The organism is Saccharibacillus qingshengii, assembly GCF_013185195.1.
In the GTDB taxonomy this organism is placed as follows: domain Bacteria; phylum Bacillota; class Bacilli; order Paenibacillales; family Paenibacillaceae; genus Saccharibacillus; species Saccharibacillus qingshengii.
On the sequence record NZ_JAAZWC010000032.1, the window covers coordinates 23,987 to 43,882 of the forward strand.

At 55.9% G+C, this 19,896-nt stretch carries 19 protein-coding genes; 6 read left to right on the forward strand and 13 right to left on the reverse strand.

The annotated features are described in order from the left end of the window. Positions 1–184: 184 nt before the first annotated feature. Entirely contained in the window at positions 185–592 is a 408-nt protein-coding gene (locus tag HRQ60_RS20360; protein WP_172199511.1) for an O-methyltransferase, read from the reverse strand. Positions 593–882: 290 nt separating this feature from the next. Beyond that, the gene (locus HRQ60_RS20365) at positions 883–2,694 is read right to left on the reverse strand and encodes a M3 family oligoendopeptidase (RefSeq protein WP_172199514.1); all 1,812 of its coding nucleotides are present in this window, start codon (positions 2,692–2,694) and stop codon (positions 883–885) included. Positions 2,695–2,850: 156 nt separating this feature from the next. Here HRQ60_RS20365 and HRQ60_RS20370 point away from each other — a divergent pair, with 156 nt between their 5' ends. Then, the gene (locus HRQ60_RS20370) at positions 2,851–3,027 is read left to right on the forward strand and encodes a YycC family protein (RefSeq protein WP_172199517.1); all 177 of its coding nucleotides are present in this window, start codon (positions 2,851–2,853) and stop codon (positions 3,025–3,027) included. Positions 3,028–3,031: 4 nt separating this feature from the next. Next, positions 3,032–3,262 carry a hypothetical protein gene (locus HRQ60_RS20375; RefSeq protein WP_141447133.1) on the forward strand — a complete coding sequence of 77 codons (231 nt, stop codon included), beginning with the start codon at positions 3,032–3,034 and terminating at the stop codon, positions 3,260–3,262. Positions 3,263–3,942: 680 nt separating this feature from the next. On the opposite strand, the gene HRQ60_RS20380 is transcribed toward HRQ60_RS20375, so the two are convergent. The 8 genes from HRQ60_RS20380 to HRQ60_RS20415 all read right to left on the reverse strand — a co-directional run bounded on the left by HRQ60_RS20380 (position 3,943) and on the right by HRQ60_RS20415 (position 12,309). Further along, on the reverse strand, positions 3,943–5,265 hold the full coding sequence (locus tag HRQ60_RS20380; RefSeq protein ID WP_172199520.1) for a 6-phospho-beta-glucosidase: 1,323 nt from the start codon (positions 5,263–5,265) through the stop codon (positions 3,943–3,945). After that, a complete protein-coding gene (locus tag HRQ60_RS20385; RefSeq protein ID WP_172199523.1) occupies positions 5,262–6,236 on the reverse strand; it encodes an N-acetylglucosamine kinase in 975 nt (324 codons plus the stop codon). The genes HRQ60_RS20380 and HRQ60_RS20385 overlap by 4 nt, the downstream gene beginning before the upstream one ends. 64 nt (positions 6,237–6,300) lie before the next feature. After that, positions 6,301–7,959, reverse strand: a complete 1,659-nt coding sequence (locus HRQ60_RS20390; RefSeq protein ID WP_172199526.1) for an extracellular solute-binding protein — start codon at positions 7,957–7,959, stop codon at positions 6,301–6,303. 26 nt (positions 7,960–7,985) lie between these two features. Continuing rightward, a complete protein-coding gene (locus HRQ60_RS20395) occupies positions 7,986–8,879 on the reverse strand; it encodes a carbohydrate ABC transporter permease (RefSeq protein WP_172199529.1) in 894 nt (297 codons plus the stop codon). 22 nt (positions 8,880–8,901) lie between these two features. Next, on the reverse strand, positions 8,902–9,858 hold the full coding sequence (locus HRQ60_RS20400; RefSeq protein ID WP_172199532.1) for an ABC transporter permease: 957 nt from the start codon (positions 9,856–9,858) through the stop codon (positions 8,902–8,904). A gap of 68 nt (positions 9,859–9,926) precedes the next feature. Beyond that, a complete protein-coding gene (locus HRQ60_RS20405; protein ID WP_172199535.1) occupies positions 9,927–10,868 on the reverse strand; it encodes a helix-turn-helix transcriptional regulator in 942 nt (313 codons plus the stop codon). Positions 10,869–11,183: 315 nt separating this feature from the next. Then, positions 11,184–11,885, reverse strand: a complete 702-nt coding sequence (locus tag HRQ60_RS20410; protein ID WP_172199538.1) for a DUF2225 domain-containing protein — start codon at positions 11,883–11,885, stop codon at positions 11,184–11,186. Positions 11,886–11,931: 46 nt separating this feature from the next. Further along, entirely contained in the window at positions 11,932–12,309 is a 378-nt protein-coding gene (locus HRQ60_RS20415) for a globin domain-containing protein (protein ID WP_172199587.1), read from the reverse strand. 590 nt (positions 12,310–12,899) lie between these two features. On the opposite strand from HRQ60_RS20415, the gene HRQ60_RS20420 reads away from it, so the two are divergent. Then, the gene (locus HRQ60_RS20420; protein WP_172199541.1) at positions 12,900–13,700 is read left to right on the forward strand and encodes an NAD kinase; all 801 of its coding nucleotides are present in this window, start codon (positions 12,900–12,902) and stop codon (positions 13,698–13,700) included. A 169-nt stretch (positions 13,701–13,869) separates the two neighbouring features. On the opposite strand, the gene HRQ60_RS20425 is transcribed toward HRQ60_RS20420, so the two are convergent. Beyond that, positions 13,870–14,682, reverse strand: coding sequence for a YutD family protein (locus HRQ60_RS20425; protein ID WP_172199544.1), 813 nt, complete (start codon positions 14,680–14,682; stop codon positions 13,870–13,872). Between the two features lie 193 nt (positions 14,683–14,875). Further along, complete coding sequence (locus HRQ60_RS20430; protein WP_172199547.1) at positions 14,876–15,736, reverse strand: helix-turn-helix domain-containing protein; 861 nt, start codon at positions 15,734–15,736, stop codon at positions 14,876–14,878. A 103-nt stretch (positions 15,737–15,839) separates the two neighbouring features. On the opposite strand from HRQ60_RS20430, the gene HRQ60_RS20435 reads away from it, so the two are divergent. The 3 genes from HRQ60_RS20435 to HRQ60_RS20445 are packed head-to-tail and all read left to right on the forward strand — an operon-like array spanning position 15,840 to position 18,701. Then, positions 15,840–16,910, forward strand: coding sequence for a Gfo/Idh/MocA family protein (locus tag HRQ60_RS20435; protein WP_172199550.1), 1,071 nt, complete (start codon positions 15,840–15,842; stop codon positions 16,908–16,910). Between the two features lie 2 nt (positions 16,911–16,912). Further along, positions 16,913–17,809: a sugar phosphate isomerase/epimerase family protein gene (locus tag HRQ60_RS20440; protein ID WP_172199553.1), complete on the forward strand. Its 897-nt coding sequence runs from the start codon at positions 16,913–16,915 to the stop codon at positions 17,807–17,809. A gap of 31 nt (positions 17,810–17,840) precedes the next feature. Then, the gene (locus tag HRQ60_RS20445) at positions 17,841–18,701 is read left to right on the forward strand and encodes a sugar phosphate isomerase/epimerase family protein (RefSeq protein WP_172199556.1); all 861 of its coding nucleotides are present in this window, start codon (positions 17,841–17,843) and stop codon (positions 18,699–18,701) included. Between the two features lie 331 nt (positions 18,702–19,032). On the opposite strand, the gene HRQ60_RS20450 is transcribed toward HRQ60_RS20445, so the two are convergent. Then, entirely contained in the window at positions 19,033–19,827 is a 795-nt protein-coding gene (locus tag HRQ60_RS20450; protein ID WP_172199559.1) for a TrmH family RNA methyltransferase, read from the reverse strand. Positions 19,828–19,896 lie beyond the last annotated feature (69 nt).

Here is a 19,896-nt window from a genome sequence, read left to right on the forward strand (position 1 = left end):
GGCTCGCATCATCCGCCGGCTTTCTGAAGAAAGCTTCTCCCGCTTACTTGTCCCCGTCATCGCTTTGTTGCAATTGGTTTGTTCCCCATCATAAAGTTGCGATCGTACTTTGTCAATTGTTCGGTTCCGCCGAATCCTCTCTTGGCTCCCTTTCCGCGAGAGGACTCCTGCCTTGAATCGTCTTTCAGGAAAGCTCGGAGCGAGCTTCCTTGTAAGCCGGTTTCGGGTAGCGGATCATGCTGCTGGCCATGTTGTAGTTCGATTCGAACTGGGCGTCGACGACTACGGCGGCTTTGCGGATCGCAAAGTCATAATTGATCTCGCCATGCGTCCAACTCTTCTTATAGTTGAGCGATTCGATAGCCATATTGCGGAAAGCCCGGATCTGATGTTCGTTCAGTCCCCGTTCCGGCCCTTCCACATGTCCGTCCCGACCTGCGAGCGGCGTATGGCGAATTCCGAATTTGCCGACGACGTTGTTGCGAATCTGGATGAATACCGTTCCGGCTTCCAGACCGAAAAGTTCTTCGCTCAATTCCTTGAATACGATATCGAGCTGTCTGGGAAGCGAGTATTCGTTAACGACAAACATGCTAGTCCCCCTTATCATTGGTGTTTCTTAAGTACCTTTTACTTGCAGCTTCTATACCGGTATGTAGCGCTTAAGACTCATTATAGAGCCATAAGTTCGCCGCTTCAATACAACAAGCAAGAATTGGTTATATATAACTATTCGCTCAAAAATAAAAGCCGGTTTTCGACTATAATCAAACAAAAGGCGATCAGATTCGACTTCTGATCGCCTTTTTTCGAGTTTTCATTTTTGATATCCATGCAAATTTTAATTAAATTTTGAGGTTTTTTTACGTTTTCGGTTCGTTTTTATTGGCTCTGCCCGACTTTGGATGCAGTCATCTCCAGAAAAGTTCGGACGTCCGACACACTTATATCGACTGCAGCCTGCCAAAAGTCCGGCTTGGTCAGATCCGCGCCCAAATGTTTGGCAGCCAGTTCTTCGACGGTCATACGCCCGGTATCGAGCAGCAGCGCGTCGTATTTCTCCGCGAATCCGGCCCCTTCCCGCTGCGCCTGCGCATAGATGCCCGTGCTGAACAGATAACCGAACGTGTACGGAAAGTTGTAGAACGGAACGCCCGTATTGTAGAAATGCAGCTTGGAAGCCCAGAAATGCGGATGATAGTCGCCCAGCGCGCCGCAGAATGCTTCTTCCTGCGCTTCTACCATTAGATCGCTCAGATCCTGAGGAGTCAGCAGACCCTGGCGGCGTTTCTCGTAAAAGCGGGTCTCGAACAGGAAGCGCGCGTGAATATTCATGAAAAAGGTGATGCTGCGCTGGATTTTGTCTTCGAGCAGCACCATGCGTTCTTCTTCGTCCGCCGCTTTGCGCACCAGGGAATCGGCGACAATCATCTCCGCGAACGTCGATGCCGTCTCCGCCACGTTCATCGCGTACCGCTGGCTGAAGGTCGGCAGTTCGTCCATGACGTGCTGATGATAGCCGTGGCCCAGTTCATGCGCAAGCGTCGAGACATTGGATGCCGTGCCGCTGTACGTCATGAAGATGCGCGTTTCCTTCGTCAGCGGAAGCGCCGTGCAGAATCCGCCCGGACGTTTGCCCGCCCGATCTTCCGCCTCGATCCAGTTATTGTCGAACGCACGCTGCGCAAAATCCGCCATACGCGGACTGAAGCTGCGGAACTGCTCCACGATCAGATCGGCCGCGTCATCATAGGCGATCTTGGATTCGGACTCGCCGATCGGCGCATCCACGTCATGCCAGCCGAGCTTCTCTACGTTGAGCAGCTGTGCTTTGCGTTTCAGATATTCCACGAAGACCGGCTTGTTGTCGGTGATGACCTGCCACATCGTATCGAGAGTCTCGGCAGACATCCGGTTGATCTCGAGCGGCTCGCGCAGCACGTTTTCCCAACCGCGTTTCTCGTACAGCGACAAACGGAACCCCGCCAGATGATTGAGCGTATCCGCGCAGTAATCTTCAACGTCGGCCCAGGCCTGCTCCCAGTTCCGCCCCATTTCTTCGCGCTGCTTCGGATCGGTGGAGCCGAGTTTGTTGGCGGCCTGCGCCGCAGACAAATGCTTGATCTCGCCGTTCTCTTCGGACTTCACGCGCACATGGCGAACGATCGTATTGTAGAAGCTGCTCCAGCCCTGATACCCGTCGACCGAGAGCGAGAGCGCGAGACTCTCAAGCTCCGGTGTCATCTTCTCGCGCGCCTGCAGGCGGCTCTCGCTAAGATTGAACGCAACCGGCGCGACCGCCTCCTGCTGCATCCACTCCGTCCAGACGGCATCCGGCGTATTCTGCAGCACGCTGTCGAACGTCGCGACGATGCTCTGCCAGCGGGCCCGGATCGAACCGACGCGCGCCGAGAGCTGCCCGGCTTTCTGGTCGTTCTGATCCTGCGCGCTCAGGCACGATACGAATGCGCCCGCCTGACGGAACCTTGCGGATACGTTCTGCACGTCGACGAACAGCGGATCGAACGCCGCGGTTTGTTCGGCGGAGGCCGGAGGTTGAAGTCCATTTATGCGCTTTTGCAGATCTTCCACGTCAGCCGACAATTGTTTTAGAAAAGTATTGAATTCGGCCGAAGCCGACCCTCCCGGGAAAATCGTCTCCAAATCCCAGGTCTGTCTCAAACGGTTGCTCATGCTCTTCCTCACCTTTCGCTTGCTAATGTAGGGGCCGGAACGCTGCGTCATAATCGGTTCATGGGCCTATATGGTGTTTGATAAGGCCTCATGGTACAGTATAACTATAGCGAAAACGTCTTATGAAGCCAAATCTGACACGGGAGGGAATCCATCATGAGACCTCTGCAAATCTCGCCGGACACGGCGATCAAACTATCCAAACAGCTGAATGTTCCGATCGAACATCTGATGCATATGCCGCAGCATATCCTGATGCAGAAGCTGGCCGAGCTGGCGAAACAGGAAGCGGAAAGAAAGACCGACAGCGACAAGACCGGGGAGAACGAATAAGCGTATGATCCCTTTTGAAAAAGCACTGCCTTACGATCATCTGATGGGCGATCTCACGGTTCCCCAGTGTCCGTTCTGCGGAGCGGAGAACGTCCTGCTGCCGATCAAGCCGTCGGAACTGGAAGACATCCATACCGGCCGCAAGCGCCTGACGGTGTTTCCGTGCTGCCACGGCAGACTGACGGTGCTGGATTGCGACGACGATTATCTGATGACGGATACGGTCGTGAAGTAAGGCGCGGTTGTTGTCGCGGGTGAAAGCCCTGTGCGGAAGGACCTGGGGGAAGGCCGGACGGGCTCCGGAGAAAGTCCGTTTCGGTCGCTTGCTGCAGCCGGGAAGCCGGCTTGGACAAGGATGAAAAAGCTTCCCGACTGCAAAGGCGAACGCTGCCGCTCCTGCACTGGACTTTCTCCTCCACTCTAAGCCTTTTTCAGAGTCCTGCGGACTTCTTGGCCGGGATGAGAGCAAAACGCTTTACTCCCCTGTTTTTTGGGAAGAGGAAGATTACAAAAGCCCTTCGAAGACTTTCTTCGAAGGGCTTTTTGTTATAAAAAAATTAAAATCTCTGCCTACGTTGCCTAAAAAGCAGCGTAGAAAGGCAAAATCGCATAGATTTACGGCTAGGTTACATAAAAAGCAATGTAGGAGCACCTTTAAACCGAAAAGAAGAGTTTTATCGAGTCTACGCTGCTTTTTCGGCAATCTACCCCCTATATTCTCTCCTTTCAGAGTATTCTACGTTGACAGAAAATCAATCAAGGGTCCTCCTTATCCTTATGATCGATGAAGAATTGGGCGAACAATAATCAACGACCTTCGAAGAATATGCCTTCGAAGGTCGTTTTTGGCGAAATAGATTATAGAGTTCTACGATCAGGATCAATTGAAGCCAACACCCAACAGCCAACGAATAACTAACGAACAGCCGCTTCATTCCGGAAAAAACGCCCCAGATATCCTTTGTTCCGCTCCAGCATCTCATCGAGCATCGCTTCGGCGTCGTTCACCGAAGGCACCAGCGGATGATGGGCCAGGGCGGTCAGAGCCAGCTCGCGGCTGCCGGTCACGGCCGCTTCGATCGCGAGCCGTTCGTACGCCTTCACAGCGTGGATCAAGCCTTTGGCGGCTTCGGGAACGATCTCGACCGGAACCGGAACAGGCCCGGTCTTCAAGACTTTGCAGTTCACCTCGATGCAGGCATCGTCCGGAAGAAAATCGAGGATGCCGTTATTGGCGACATTCAGCGTCTGGATGTCGCCTTTGTCGTTATAGAGCGAATTCATCAGCTTGACCGCCGCTTCGGAGTAATAAGCGCCGCCGCGCTGTTCAAGCTGCTTGGGCTTTTCGGCCAGATTGACGTCTTTGTATAGCTCGAACAATTCGTTTTCCAGCCGCTGCACCGTTTCCGCCCTAGTCTCGCCTTTGGCCGCCAATTCCTGCTGCTCGGCCAGAAGTTCGCGGTGCAGATAGAAGTATTTCAGGTAATAGGACGGGATTGCGCCAAGCGTACGCAGCAGCGCGCCGTTCCATTCGTACTGCGGCACATTGCGGGCGGAATAACCGTCGCGATTGTCCAGCAGTTCCGGCAGCTTCGACTGTCCGTCGATCTCGATCCGGCTGATATAATGCAGATGGTTGAGGCCCGCAAATTCGCAGTAAATGCGTTCGATCGGAACGTCGTAGAGCTTCGACAGCCACTTGTACGCGGCGATCGGCGAATTGCACAGACCGATCGTCCGAATCCGCGAATGTTTGTTGATCGCTTCCGTCACCATGCCGGCCGGATTGGTGAAGTTGAGCAGCCAGGCATCGGGACACAATTCTTCCATGTCGCGGGCGACGTCGAGCAGTACAGGGATCGTCCGGAGCGCTTTCATCATGCCGCCGGGTCCCGTCGTTTCCTGACCGATCATGCCGTATTTGAGCGGGATCGTCTCGTCCCACCCGCGGGCTTCCAGCATGCCGACCCGCATCTGGGTCGAGACGAAGTCCGCGTCTCTCAGCGCCGAACGGCGGTCCAGGGTCAGCGAGACTTCGATCGGCAGACCCGATTTGGCGACCATGCGCTGGGCAAGTCGGCCGACGGTCGACAGCTTGCGCAGACCCGGTTCGATATCGACCAGCACGATCTCCGTCACCGGAAACGTCGCGTAATTCAGGATAAACCCTTCGATCAGCTCGGGGGTGTAGGAAGAACCGCCGCCGATCACCGCCACTTTCAATTTATGCTGCGTCATGCACTCGCCGCCTTTACGCTTAATTGTTGATGAATCCGGCGATAAATCTCTTCATCCGTACCGCCCTGCTCACTCATCGCCATAAACAGTGCGCCTGCCACCGGCTCCAGTGTCAGAATGCCCAACTCGTAAGCGGGAGCCGCGGCCCGTACCTCTTCGTCCAGATACGGAACAATATAACGGCTGTCTCCGCGGGTCAGAATACTGCCGGCCATCACCAGATCGAACCGTTCGCTTTCCATGTCCAGCTTGCGGATGACCGCTCCGGCCGCGCGCCCAAGCTCCCGCCCCTGCCTGGCCAGAATACTTCTGGCCGTCTCGTCGAATTCCGCCACTTCGAACAGAAGCTTCGCCAGATCGGCCGGGATGTGTCTGCCGGTATCCAGGTAATGATGGAACATTTCTTCTTCCGACCCCATGCTCAGGCAGCGCAGGACCACTTCCGCCAACAGGGTCGGCCGCTCCCGGCCTTCCCAGGCCCGAATCACCGAACGGAATACTTCGACGGCCAGATCCGATCCTCCGCCGAAGTCGCCGAACGTATACCCGAACCCGCCGACCTGAAGTTCTTCGCCCTGCCGGTTGATGCCGTAGCAGTTGGTTCCCGTCCCGCAGATCACGACGACTCCGTGAGCCTGCCGGGTACCCGCACGCAGCCCGATCACCGTGTCGCAGACGATCTCGTGGCGATCCAGGCCAAGCCCCGCGATCATGGGGCGCAGAATCCGGAAATCGGCTTCCCGGTCGGCTCCCGCCAGCCCGAATACGGAGCGGGCTACCTGCTCTTTGCCGATCCCCGCCTGTCCCAGCGCTTCGTCTACCGCCCGCCGGATATAGTGTTCGGCGATATCGGCACCGAGCTGGTGGTTGCCGCAGCCGCTCGAAGCGCGGCCGGCGATCCGGCCCGTTTCGTCGCAGACTACGGCGAGTGTTTTGCTGCCTCCGCCGTCAACGCCCAGATAATAATTCAAATTGGTTGCCCTCCATCAAACCGCCGCTTCCGCATGTCTGTATTTATTTTTCGTTCGGACCGGTTTATCGGCCCAGCTTAGCCAGATTCTCTTTCCACTTTTGCGTTTTGTACTCCAGCAGCTTCGCGTAACCGACCTGCTGCGCGTCTTTTTCCGCTTGATCCATAATCGCCAGCACGTCCGCTTCGCTGCCCGCGTTCAAGATGGCCTGGGCTTTGGCTTTCTCGTAGATTTCGCCGACGCTCTGTGCAATGATGCCTTCCGCCGAATCTCCGGCAGGCGACAGATTGACGAACTCCGTCGTGTCATACTGCGTTTTCCATGTGATCTCCGACTGCCATTTCGTTTCCCAGCTTTTCTTGTCTTCCGGCAGGGTGGCTTCGAACTTCATCTTGGAATTGTCCACGTAGACCGTGTTGCCGACCCACTGCAGATTGACCGTGGAATTCATCAGCTCGTCGCGGCCTTTGGTATCCGCGGTGAAGGCTTCGGTAAACAGCGGCGCTTCCTCTTCGTCGACGCCGTCCCAATACAGTCCTTCCGGTCCCCACATACTGATCCGCTGGCCTTCCGGCCCCGTGAGCCAATCGAGGAACGCGAAGATCGCTTCGGGATCTTTGGCCGTTTTGGAAATGACGCTGACGTTCCATCCGAGCTGATTGTAGGTGCCCGGGAAAATTTTGTTCTTGTCCAGACCTTCTTTGTGTACCGGCCAGACCATGATATAGCCCGCTTCCGGATCTTCTTCGCTGAGCAGGGAGTTGCCGATCGCCCCGAATTCGGTTGGGCTGGACGCCACGTAGACGGCCGCTTTGCCGGTAATGATCTTCTGCTCCACCTGTTCCAGCGGCTGCGTAAAAGCGTCCTGGCTGATCAGTTTGTCCCGGTACAGCTGATTGAAGTAGACCAGCGTTTCGCGGAATATGCCGTCCGTAAACACCGAATTCAGCGTATCGCCCGAAGGAACGGCCATCATGCTGAGCGAGCTGTACAGATAAGGACGGTTCTCCGCAAAAGCCGAAGTCATGATATCGATCGCTCCGGCGGACTGCCCGACTTCGAGCGGCACGACGTCCGGATATTTTTCTTTGACCTGCTTCAGATAGGCGTACAGGTCTTCGGTCGTTTCAAGCGGTGGCTTGCCAAGCTCGTTGTAGATTTTCTTGTTGACCATATAGCCGGCATTGCCGTTGGGCTGCGTCGTATACCAGTTCGGGAACTGGTACAGTTTGCCGTCTTCCGAACGAAGCATATCGAGCGTTTCTTCGCCGGCCCATTTTTTGAGATTCGGATATTTGTCCAGATAATCGTCGAAAGGCACGATCGCACCGGCTTTGCGCAGCGTCTCGACATCCGCGCCGCGCTCCATCCACATCACGTCCGGCAGCTCGCCCGACACGATCATCGTGCTCAGCTTCTGCTTGGCCTGGCCGCCGGAACTGATCGGAACGACGTTGACCTTCTTGTTGGCTTTGATCCATTCCGACGCTTTGTCCTCGCCCCAGTTCGGCATCGTGTACCAGTCGTAATGACCGTAGAACGAAAACTCCAGCGGGCTTTCGCCGAGCACGTAAGCGTCTTTGCCTCCGCCTTCGGCCGAGGTGCCGCTGCCGCCTTTGGCTTCTCCGGAGCCGGACGAGCCGCCCCCCGTACATCCTGTCAGTGCGAGTGTCAATGCCAGCAGAACCGATCCGAAACGCAGTGCCTTTTTACCGTTGCTCATCGCTTTGCCCCCTTCGTCGCTTTTGCCTATTCTTTCAGAGAACCGACCAGCACACCTTTGACGAAATACTTTTGCAGGAACGGATAGACGCACAAAATGGGAATGGTTGCGACCATCATCGTGGCCATCGACAGCGATTTGGAGGTGACGGCCTTCATCCGGCTCATCCGGCCCTGGGCTGCCGAATCCATCTGCGCCATCTGCTCGCTCATAATGTTGGAATTCAGAATCTGCTGCAGCTTCGTCTGAATCGGGAGCAGATCGGCGTTGCTGATATAGATGCTCGGCGTAAACCAGTCATTCCAGTGATACACGGCCGTGAACAGCGACAAGGTGGCGATAACGGGACCCGACAGGGGAAGCACGATCCGAAACAGAACGCCCCAGTTGGAACAGCCGTCGATTTTCGCCGATTCTTCCAGTCCCGCCGGCATGCTTTTGAAAAAGGTACGGAAGATAATCATGTTCCACACGCTGATAATCCCGGGAATGATCATGACCCAGAAAGTGTTGAACAAATCGAGCGAGCGGATCAGCAGGAAGGTCGGAATCAATCCGCCGCTGAAATACATCGTGATGATACAAAAGATCATGTAGCCTTTGCGGCCGATCAGCTCGGACCTGCTCATGCCGTACGCGAAGATGGCCGTGGCTCCGATCGAGAGAAGCGTGCCGATCAGCGTACGCAGCACCGAGATCACGAAGCCGTTCACCAGGCGGCTGTCTTCAAAGACGACCTGATAATTTTCCAGCGTAAAAGCTCTCGGCCAGAAGGTAATGCCGCCGCGCAAAGTATCCGTTCCGTTGTTGAACGAAATGACCGCCGCATTCCAGAACGGATAGAAAGCGACAAAAGCCATGACGGCGAGCAGCGCATAGACCACCGTAAGCAGCACGTGGTCTCCGGTTGAAGGCTTCATGCCAACGCACCTCCGTTTCGATTTACCATAGGCTGTTGCCCGAGCGGCGCGCCGCGTAATTCGCCCCGACCAGCAGCAGGACGCCGAGCAGCGATTTGAACAGTCCCGCGGCGGTTGCGTACGAATACCGGTTGTTCTGGATCCCGGTTCGGTACACATATGTATCGAGTACGTCGCCCACATCCCTCAATACCGGATTGGACCCGAGCAGCAGGATATCTTCGAATCCCGCACTCAGCAGATTGCCGATCGCCAGAATAAGGAACACGATCACAACCGGCATAATCGAAGGCAGCGTAATGGAAAAGATTTGTCTGAGCTTGCCCGCTCCGTCCATGGCCGCCGCTTCGTGCATGGACGGGTCGACCCCGGCGATGGCCGCCAGATAGACGATTGAAGCGAATCCGATTTCTTTCCAGACGCCGGTCGTCACGAGAATCGTCCAGAAGTATTTCGGCAGGGAAAGGAAGTTAATCGGCTCTTTGACCAAGTTCAGACTCTGCAGCAGCATGTTGACACTCCCGTTTTCCGTGGACAGCATCGACATGACAAACCCCGAAACGATAACCCAGGACAGAAAGTGCGGCAGGTAGCTGATCGTCTGCACGACCTTTTTGAACATCCGGTGCTTGACCTCGTTCAGCATCAGCGCCAGAAGAATCGGAGCGGGGAACCCGATCAGCAGTTTCAGCAGACTGATTACGATCGTATTGCGGATGACCGTCCAGAACTCGGGAGCGCCGAAGAACATTTCGAAATGCTTGAATCCGACCCAAGGACTTCCGGAAAACCCATCGAACAGACTGTAATCCTGGAACGCCATCAGTACGCCGTACATCGGAATATAGCTGAAGACCAAGATGAACAGCAGCGCCGGCAGCACCATCAGTTGAAGATCCCACTGCCTGCCAAACCGTTTGAACCACGACGGCTTGGCCTTTTGTTTCTCGACGGATATCCGGTGCGTGGTATTCTGCATACGGACCCCCTTTCCCTAGCCATGTGTGAGTAGGCATCACCGCTGGAGTGACTTTTCCTGACTCAATCTTACTCGGGCACAGAGGCTTCCACTCCGCCAAAATGATCGGAAACCGGTACTATCTTCCTGCAGCATGAATTTACTTTGCTTCGAATCAGTCTGGGCTCGGTGCCGATATGGCGTTTGAACAGGCGGTTGAAATTGGATAAGGTGCGGAATCCGCATTCTATGGCGATATCCACGATCTTCAAATCGGTCGTCTCCAGCAGACGGTACGCATTCTCCAGGCGAATCTGGATCAGGTAGGTCAGCGGCGAGACGCCGACGGCGCGGCGGAAAATATCGCTGAAGCGGGAAGGGCTGAGATAAGCGAGGGCTGCCAGTTCTTCCAGCGTCCACGAATGGGCATGCCGGTCTTCCATGGCGCGGATCACAAGGCGGATCTTCTCAAGCTGGGCGAAAGAAACGGGGTTCTTGCTCGGTTCGACGTTCTCCTGGCGGAAATGCCGGTTAACCTGGACGAAAAACTGCAGCATATAGGCATAAACGACGGACACGTAAGAAGCGCGCGCCGAGTCGTGTTCTTCCTGGATCGCCAGCAGCAGCTCGCGCAGAGCCGGCAGGCGGGGATGGGCGCGATCGAGAACAGGCGTGAAATACACGCCCATTTCTTTGAACGGACTCAAGATATCGGGATCGGAACGCTGGCTGCCCATAAACCAGGCGGCGTCGAACGTGATAACCTGCATGACCAGCCCTTCCTTCTCGTAGGCACAGTGCAGCGCTCCCGACTGGATCAGCACGATATCCCCGGCTTCGAAATCGTAGGTCACCCCGTTGATGATGTAGTAGCCGGTACCCGCTTTGATCATATTGATCTCCAGGGCATCATGGGCGTGCAGCCGCTGATACTGGGTCGTCACCCCGATCGTGTCCGAGAGATGAATCGGGTATTCCCTCGGGAAAATCACCTTTTCTTTCAGCCTGCTGTCGTTCAAAATGACGGTCATCGTTATCCCCCGTTTCTTTTGTTGAACACTCCCGCACCTTACTGGTTGTTACAGAATCCGTTCATTGATTGCTGTATCTTACTGAATTTCTCTGAAAAAGACCTCTTTTGTCTGTACACCCCCTATATTAGGATGAGGTTCGATTTGCGTCAACATAGATTACATCACCAAAAAGGTTTTCAATAAAAACCCCTCTCTCTTGGCAGGGCTTGGCCGCTGTCTTTGATCCGAAAAAACGCAAAAAACCTCCCGCTCTGTCCGAACGGGAGGTTTGAATGGTTGAATAGGGGAACTGCTGCCGCTTCGATCCGTGCTTCAGGACTCCTGCATCTCTGTAGGCAGTTCCATTTTGCGCGCCAGCATCTCTTCGCGCAGAGTCGCCCACTGCTCGCGGGACGCGCGAATCATGCCCGCATCCATAATCCGCTGATCATGGATAACGCGCGAGAACCAGCGTACCGCTTCGTTGAACTCGCCCATGCGGCGGCAGAGTTCTCCGATCAGGTACATCAGACGGGCATCGCTCGGACCGGCGGATTCCGTCTCGTAGACGCGCACGTACGAATCACGTGCGAATCCGATAAAGCGGGCTTCCTGCTCTTCGTTGCCGGCGTAGCGGTACAGCCAGGCAATATGATGCAGCAGACTTGCGACAATCCGCTCCTTGTCCTGGATCACCTGGGCGCAGATCAGCGCAAGTTTGTAAGTCTCCAGTGCGCCTTCGAGTGTCCGTTTGCCGCCGTACTCTTTCTTTTTCGCCGCGGCTCCGAGCTTCTCCTCGAATCGCTTGCGCTGATCCGCATTCAATACGGCCGCAGAGTTTTCGGTAAAAGCAAAACCGCAGTGCGGACAGACCCGAACGACGTAATAATCCGGGTTTTCGTTTTTGTAATAGGCGCAAAAGTCCGAGTCCCGCCGGACCGTCTGTTTAAAACTCGGCCGCACCCGGCTCGTTTCGAACTTTTTGTCGCAGCACACGCAGGCGGTCGTAATTTGAAACAGCGGATCAATCTCCATAGTGATAAGCCCTTCTTTCTGGTGTCTTGTGCAAGGCTGCTTGTAGTTACGGGGTATTTACAAAATGATAAGCCGGACCTTTGAGCCGGGCAATCACGAATTCACGCAGCTCGTCCTCTACTTCATTCTCTTGGAGCGCCGCATTCATGCAGGCCAACCAGGCCTCCGCCCGTTCATTGGTCACCGGAAAACGCATATGGCGCGCCCGCATCATCGGATGCCCGTGCTGCTCCGAATAAAGCGGCGGACCGCCGAAGAACTGGGTCAGAAACTGCTGCTGCCGTTCAATGACCGGTTGAATATCCTCAGGAAACAGCGGCGCCAGCAGAGGCTCCTGTACCACGTTTCCGTAAAAGGTTTCGATAATACGCCGCAGGCCGGCTGATTCGCCGAGCTGCTCGTAGATGTTCTGTTCGGAGTTCATATCCATTACCCGCTTTCGCATCCGATTTCGTGTGGGATGATCGTTTTGGTCCTCCGGAAGGAGGTACTCTTGTATTATAGCAAACTGTCGGCCTTTTCAGGCCGGACTTTGTGCACAGTTTCCACGAAAAACAAAAAGCGCCGGGCCTGTGCCCCGCGCTGAAGCTGCTGCCGCGCGTCCGTCCCCCGGAACCGCAGCTATGTTAGACTAGAGTCTCAATATCCGCTCCATTCCTCTTCCCCGGTATGTTCCAGAGAAACGCGGATCACGTAGACAAAAGCGCATACCATGATAGCCGTTACGATACTCATTTGACCACTCCGTCCATCTCGAATTTAAGGACAACGTGCCGACATTCGGTACATGTAATCCGCCAAAAGGCCGGAAATAGAGTTTGGTTTTTTTATTCTACCATAGTTCATCAAAAAATAAAGCCATTTTGCAACCGCTTTCTCCGGGTTTGAAAAGAAAATGCACAAAAAAACTTTTTGTGCGACGGGGATGGCCCAACATGGTAAAATGAACGGGAACAGGTGCCGGCAGAACCGCCGGCCGCAAGCCAAAACGCCGAGCAAAGGAGCGTTCAACCGTTGAAATATTATGTACTGGATCGCGGCGATCAACTGTCGATCGATTTGAGCCAACAATTCCATAAACTCGCGGCCGAAAAAGGATTCGAAATGGATTCCGAGTCTCCGGAGATCGTCGTTTCGATCGGCGGCGACGGCACGATGCTGCATGCGTTCCACTCGTTTATCGACCGTATTCCGGAGATCGCTTTTGTTGGGGTCCATACCGGGCATCTCGGTTTTTATGCCGACTGGAAAGCCCAGGATCTGCCCGAACTGATCAAATTCATGTCGGGAGCGGGCGAAGGCGGACTGGGTCCGAAGATCGTCAAGTACCCGCTGCTGGAACTTGAGATCGAACGCAAATCGGGAACTTCGATCCATACCGTATTGAACGAATTCGCGATCAAAGGCGCCGAAGCGACCATGGTCGTGCAGATCGATATCAACGACGAAGTATTCGAGATGTTCCGCGGCGACGGGATCTGCGTATCCACGCCGTCGGGCAGTACCGCCTACAACCGGGGCCTCGGCGGTGCGATCATGCACCCGACCCTCGAGGCGCTGCAGATCGCGGAGATCGCTTCGATCAACAATCGGGTCTTCCGTACGCTGGGTTCGCCGCTTGTGCTTCCCAAGCACCATCACTGCGATATTTATTCGCGCAAGGAGCAGCGGCTGCTGCTGACGATGGATCACCGCTACCTGACGATCGACGATTTGGTCTCCGTCCGCTGCCGCGTGTCGAGCCAGAAGATCAGCTTTGCCCGCTATCGCCCTTTTCCGTTCTGGAACCGGGTACGCGAAGCGTTCCTGGGCTGATCCGTTCGAAGCATCCTTATTCCTGAAAAAAGCACGCTTTCGGTTCGCAGACCTTTCACGCGAACCGAACTCCACACTGAAAAGGGTACAAAAAAGCGGCTCGCTTGAGCCGCTTTTTTTGTACCCTTTTCTTGAAGCTTTCGTTTTCTTTAGAAATCCCGTTCCGATGTTACTTGGCCGTTTCCTGATCCGGACGGGAAGCTTCGCTTGGAGCCGGGGCCGTCTCGGCGTTCGGATTCGGCTGCGCCGGAGCCGCCTGTTCGCGGCTTGGACGTTCGCCTGCGTCGCGCCGCTGTCCGGATCTCGACTCGCCGCCGCGATCCTCGCGTTTGCGGTTGCGGCCGCTCGGCTGAGCGTTCGGCTCGCCGCCGGATGCCTTCGGCTTGTCTTTGTCGCGGCCCAAATGGTCGCGATTCGGACGTTCGCCGCGCTGCCCGTTCTTTTTGCCCGAATGGCCCTGCGCTTTTTCTTTGGATTCCTGTGCACTCGATTCCTGCGTGCCCTGCGTCCGGTCCCCGCGGCCGTTTTTGGAATCCCGGTCGCCTCGGCCGCCGCGCTGTTCCTTGCGTTCTTTCGGAGACGTATGCTCGCTTCTCTCTTTGGCGGCTTCCTGGGTCTTATGCGATTCGCGGGTTTCCCGAACCGGTTCCTTGAGCTCGCCGAGATCTTCGTACAACGCCGCTTCCGCCGGGTCTTTGACATCCCGCATATCTTTCACTTTGCGCAGAACGAAGTACGCACAGCCGAAGTTGCAGTGTTCCGTAATATAGTCGGTTGTAAAAGAAACCTGGGATTCCTTCGCCGCTTTGGGCTGTCCGTCGCGGTACATCCCTTTGAGACGCAGCTGGTTGTATCCCCAGTCTCCGACGATGTAATCGTAGCGCTCCAGAATTTCGCTGTAGCGGCCGCGGAACGCTTCCGCATTCCAGCCGTTTTTGTGGTTGATCATCACTTCATAGACTTTACCGCCGATTTGAAACAACAAATTTCCCTCCCCTGCCGAAACGATAACTGTCGTAAAACTCTATATGGTTCTGGCTCTGTCCCTTCAATAAGGAATGCCCAGGCCTGTAAAAATATTTGTAAAGCTACACCCATTATAACGGCGGCAGTTAAAAAAACCAATAAGGTATTGCGCAGCACCGGGGTTCGCGCCCCGAATTGCCTACCTCTCGTTACGGACCGACCCGGCTCCGGTACTCTCTCGGCGATACTCCCGTAATCCGCTTGAATACCCGGGAAAAGTAGAACATGTCCCGGTAGCCGAGCCGTTCCCCGAGTTCTTTGACGCTCATATCGGTATTCAGCAGCATATGTCCCGCTTCTCCCGTACGCAGGCGGTGCAGAAATTCGTTGAACGGATACCCCGTATACTCGTGCACGATTCGGCGCAGCGTCGAGACCGATACATGATGCCGGGCAGCCATATCCGAGACTGTCGGCGGCAGATGCAGCACGCTCTGGATATCTTCGATGACTTTCTGCACCAACAGCTCCCGCCGGCCCGCTTCGCGTTCTTCCCCGCCGGCTGCGATTTCGTACACAAATTGTTCCAGCTGCATCGCCGCCCGGTCGAGATTGCCCGGTGTCCCGCTGCCGACCAGCCGAAGCAGGTTCTCAAGCCTCTGCAGCAGCGCTTCGCTTACAGCCAGACCATGAACCTGGCCTTCGGGAGGCAGCCAGCCCCGGCGCCATTCTTCGACCCGTTCCCCTTCGGCCGTAAAATAGTATTCGTCCCAATACCCGCCGGGGTCGGGGCCGTAGTCGAACAGCACTCCCGGATAGACGCAGAACCAGGATCCCGCCTCGACGCGCTGCGTTTCCCCGACGTCGACCCGGTAATGTCCCTGTCCCCCCGTAATCAATACGATCGCCCAATGATGGAACTGAACATTCTCCCGCTGCAGCGTCCTACCCGGCAGATGTCCCGCGTTCACCAGCGCGATCGACTTGATGCGCCGGCGGACGGGATCGAACGGCGGCGAGAAGACGCGAATCGGAACCGGGCTGATCGTATAGTCCATATACTGGGTCATCCTGAACATTCTCTCCTTTGCTCCGCTATGTTAAATTAGACCTGTCACATCGGTTATCCATGAACAAATATAACATATGAATCCCGAAAGGATGAATTCGGCCATGGAAATTGTACGTATCGGTCTTATCGGATGCGGTTCGATCTCGGATGCCCATCTGCAGGCTTACGCGTCAAATCCGCAGGTTCGCCTCACTGCGGTATGCGACCTGAACGAAGAGCGCGCCCAGCAAACGGCGGAGAAATACGGAATTGCCGACGTGTACGGAGACTACCGCGAGCTGCTCGCTTCTGCGGAGGTCGATGCCGTCAGCATCTGCACCTGGAACAACTCCCATGCGGCAATCAGTATCGATGCGCTGCACGCGGGCAAACATGTCCTGTGCGAAAAACCGCTCTGCAAAACGGTGGATGAAGCTTTGGCAATCGAACAGGCGGTCCGGGAAAGCGGGCGCGTGCTTCAGGTCGGCTACGTGCGCCGGCATGCCTCCAATATCGAAGTGCTCAAACGCTTTATCGATGCGGACGAGCTGGGCGAGCTGTACTATGCCAAAGCCAGCCTGATTCGCCGCCTCGGCAATCCGGGCGGCTGGTTTGCGGACGAGGAGCGTTCGGGCGGCGGGCCGCTGATCGATATCGGCGTCCATGTCATCGATCTGTGCTGGTATCTGATGGGCAGACCCAAAGTCGCTTCCGTCACCGGAAACACGTACCGCAAGCTCGGCAACCGTTCGAATATCGAGAATTTCTCGTATTACCAGGCGGCCGATTTCGATCCGTCCGTCAATACGGTCGAAGATATGGCCAACGCGCTGATCCGGTTCGAGAACGGAGCGTCTCTTGCGGTCGACGTCAGTTTTTCCCTGCATGCCCGCAAAGATTCGTCGCAGATTGCCGTGTTCGGCGAACGCGGCGGCGCCGAGATCGAGCCGGCCTTGTCGATCGTCACGGAACGCCACAATACCATCCTGAATATCGATCCCCAGCTGAGTACGCCCGGCTTTGATTTCGTCGACAGCTTCAAGCGGGAAATCAACCATTTCGTCGATCTGTGCCAGGGCAAAGGTACAAACCTCTGTCCGGTTGAAGACGGCGTAGATATGATCCGGCTGTTGAACGCTATTTACCGCTCGGCCGCCGAAGGCCGGGAAATTCGTTTGGACGGAGGAGAATAACGATGACCGCAAATCTGCAACTGACCCACAAAATCGGCGTGATCGTGGACAGCTTCGGGATCGGTGTCACCGAAGGACTCAAAAAAGCCAAAGAAGTCGGAGCCGACGGCGTCCAGATCTATGCCGTATCCGGCGAGATGGACCCGGCTGTGCTGGTCGGCGCCAAACGGCGCGAACTGCGGGACTTTATCGCAAGCCTCGGGCTTGAAATCTCGGCGCTCTGCGGCGATCTGGCGGGCCACGGGTTCCAGGATGCTTCCGTTAACCCGGAGAAGATCGAGAAATCCAAACGAATCCTCGACCTGGCGCTCGAGCTCGGCACGAACGTCGTCACGACCCATATCGGCATCGTTCCCGAAGACCCGACCGGCCCGATCTATGAAGCGATGCACCGCGCCTGCGAAGAACTCGCCCGGTATGCCAGCAGCCAGAACGCTTACTTTGCGATCGAGACCGGACCCGAACCGGCCGCCCATCTCAAAAGTTTTCTCGACACGCTTGGAGGCAAAGGCGTATCCGTCAACTTCGATCCCGCCAATATGGTCATGGTCACCGGAGACGATCCCGTCCGGGGCGTTCATCTGCTGAAAGACTATATCGTGCATACCCACGTCAAAGACGGACGCCGTCTGCGCGAAGTCGATCCCAAGAAAGTTTACGGTTACCTCGGCTACAGCGCGATGGACCATGAAGCGATCGCCGATATGGCTTCCGGCGGAGCCGACTTCATCGAACTGCCGCCGGGCGAAGGCGACGTGGACTTCGACGCCTATTTCCGGGCGCTGCAGGAGATCGGTTATACCGGTTACCTGACGATCGAACGCGAAGTCGGCAGCGACCCTGCCGCGGATATTGCCGGCGCGGTCCGGTTTATTGAGCGGTATCGCGGAAACGTCTGATCGTTGGACTTCGTCCCCAAGGAGGATACTTATGAAACTCGGAATAAGTTCATACAGTTTGTATCAGGCTATGCACCAGGGCCGTCTGACCATCGAAGAATGGTTGAGCTGGGCTGCCGGAATCGGTGCCCGGCATATCGAGATCGTTCCGGGGTTGGGTTTTGACTTTGATGAAGATCCAGGGCTTGAAGCGCGTCTCGTCGTTAGGGCCAAAGAGCTGGGTCTGGAACTTTCGAATTATGCGATTGGCGCGAACTTTATTACGGACAGCGAAGCGTCGTACGAAGAAGAAATTGCGCGGGTGATCTCCGAAGTCGATCGCGCCAATCGTCTGGGCATCAAGCTGATGCGCCACGATGTCGCTTCGCGCGAAGACACGTCCATTCTCCGGTTCAACGAAGACCTGGAGCAGATCGCGGCGGCCTGCCGGCGCATCGCCGATCATGCGGCCGGATATGGAATCACAACCAGTGTCGAGAACCACGGTTATTACGTTCAGGCAAGCGACCGGGTGCAGACGCTGGTCCATGCGGTGGATCGGCCAAACTTCCGTACGACGCTCGATGTCGGCAATTTTGTCTGTGTGGACGAGAATCCGCTGACCGCCGTCCGCAATAATCTGCCGATCGCTTCGATGGTGCATATCAAAGACTTCTATATCCGTCCGTCTTCCCGCAATCCCGGGGAAGGCTGGTTCACCAGCGCGGGCGGCAGCTATCTGCGCGGCGCGATTGCCGGTCACGGCGATCTCGATCTGCCGGCGATCCTCGCTCTGGTCAAATCTTCCGGTTACGACGGCTTCCTCTCGATCGAATACGAAGGCATGGAAGACTGCCTCGAAGGAACGCGAATCGCTTTTAACAATGTTCAGCGGATATGGGACGAAGTCTGAACAAGGTTCGTCCGCAAAAAGCCGTTCCCCTTGATAAGGGGAACGGCTCAGGCTGTCGAGAAAGTCCTATTCGTGTGAAAAGCTTGTCGGCTGCGGGAGAAATTCGTTTCGGTCGCGTGTTGAAATCGGGAAAAACGATCAAATTTCAATGGAATTTTCCCGATTTCAAAGGCGAACACTATCGTTCCTTCACTGAATTTCTCCCTCCGCCTCCTCGCTTCTCTCGGAATCAGACTTTCTCGACACGTTGAGCCTTTCCTCTTGATAAAGGGAAAGGCTTTTTTTGAGAATTGTTTTTGGATATCTTTTGGTGTTCCGTGCATAGGCCGAACTAATTCAACCGCTGCCGTACCGCTTCGAACAGCAGAACCGAAGCGGCCATCGCCACATTCAGCGATTCCGCGCGGCCCGGCATCGGGATAATGATCGCTTCGTCCACGAACGCTTCGACTTCCGGAGAGACGCCGCCGCCTTCGCTGCCGAACACGAACCATGTCGCGCCGCGGTAATCCGCTTCATAGCAGTTTTGCTGCGCCTGAAGGCTCGTGCTGACAATCTTGGCCGAGGCTTCGCGCGCCTGCGGCAGCAGTTCGGTCAGATCGCCCTCCACGATCGGCAGATGAAACAGCGAGCCCATCGTCGAACGCACCGTTTTGGGATTGTAGATATCCGCGCAGCCCCGGCCGATGAGCACACCCGCCGCACCCGCGGCATCGGCGGCCCGGATAATCGTGCCTACGTTGCCGGGGTCTTGTACGCCGTCCAGCACGGCAACCAAGCCGTTGGCTGCCTGCAGGACGTCCGCAAGTTTCGCCGACGATTTGCGTACGACGGCGAATACCGGCTGCGGTGTTCTCGCTTCGGTGCATTTGGAGACGATCGCAGCCGAAACGGCGATCCAATCCGTACTGCTGCTTCGCGCATCCTCGGCCAATTCGGCCGGCACGCCCCGCGCCATGTCATAGGCGACGCATTCCACATCGGCTCCCGAGCGCAGCGCCTCCTGCACCAGATGCACGCCTTCTACCATGTATTTCCCTTGGCGGTCGCGGTGCTTTTTCTCCAGCAGGCCTGCCCATTCTTTCACGCGGGCATTCGACGTCGATTCGATCTGCGCATGTCGCATCCGTTTCTCCCTCCCCTTCTTAATGTCCGTTAAAAAATCGAAAGGTATCGCAACAGCGATACCTTTATA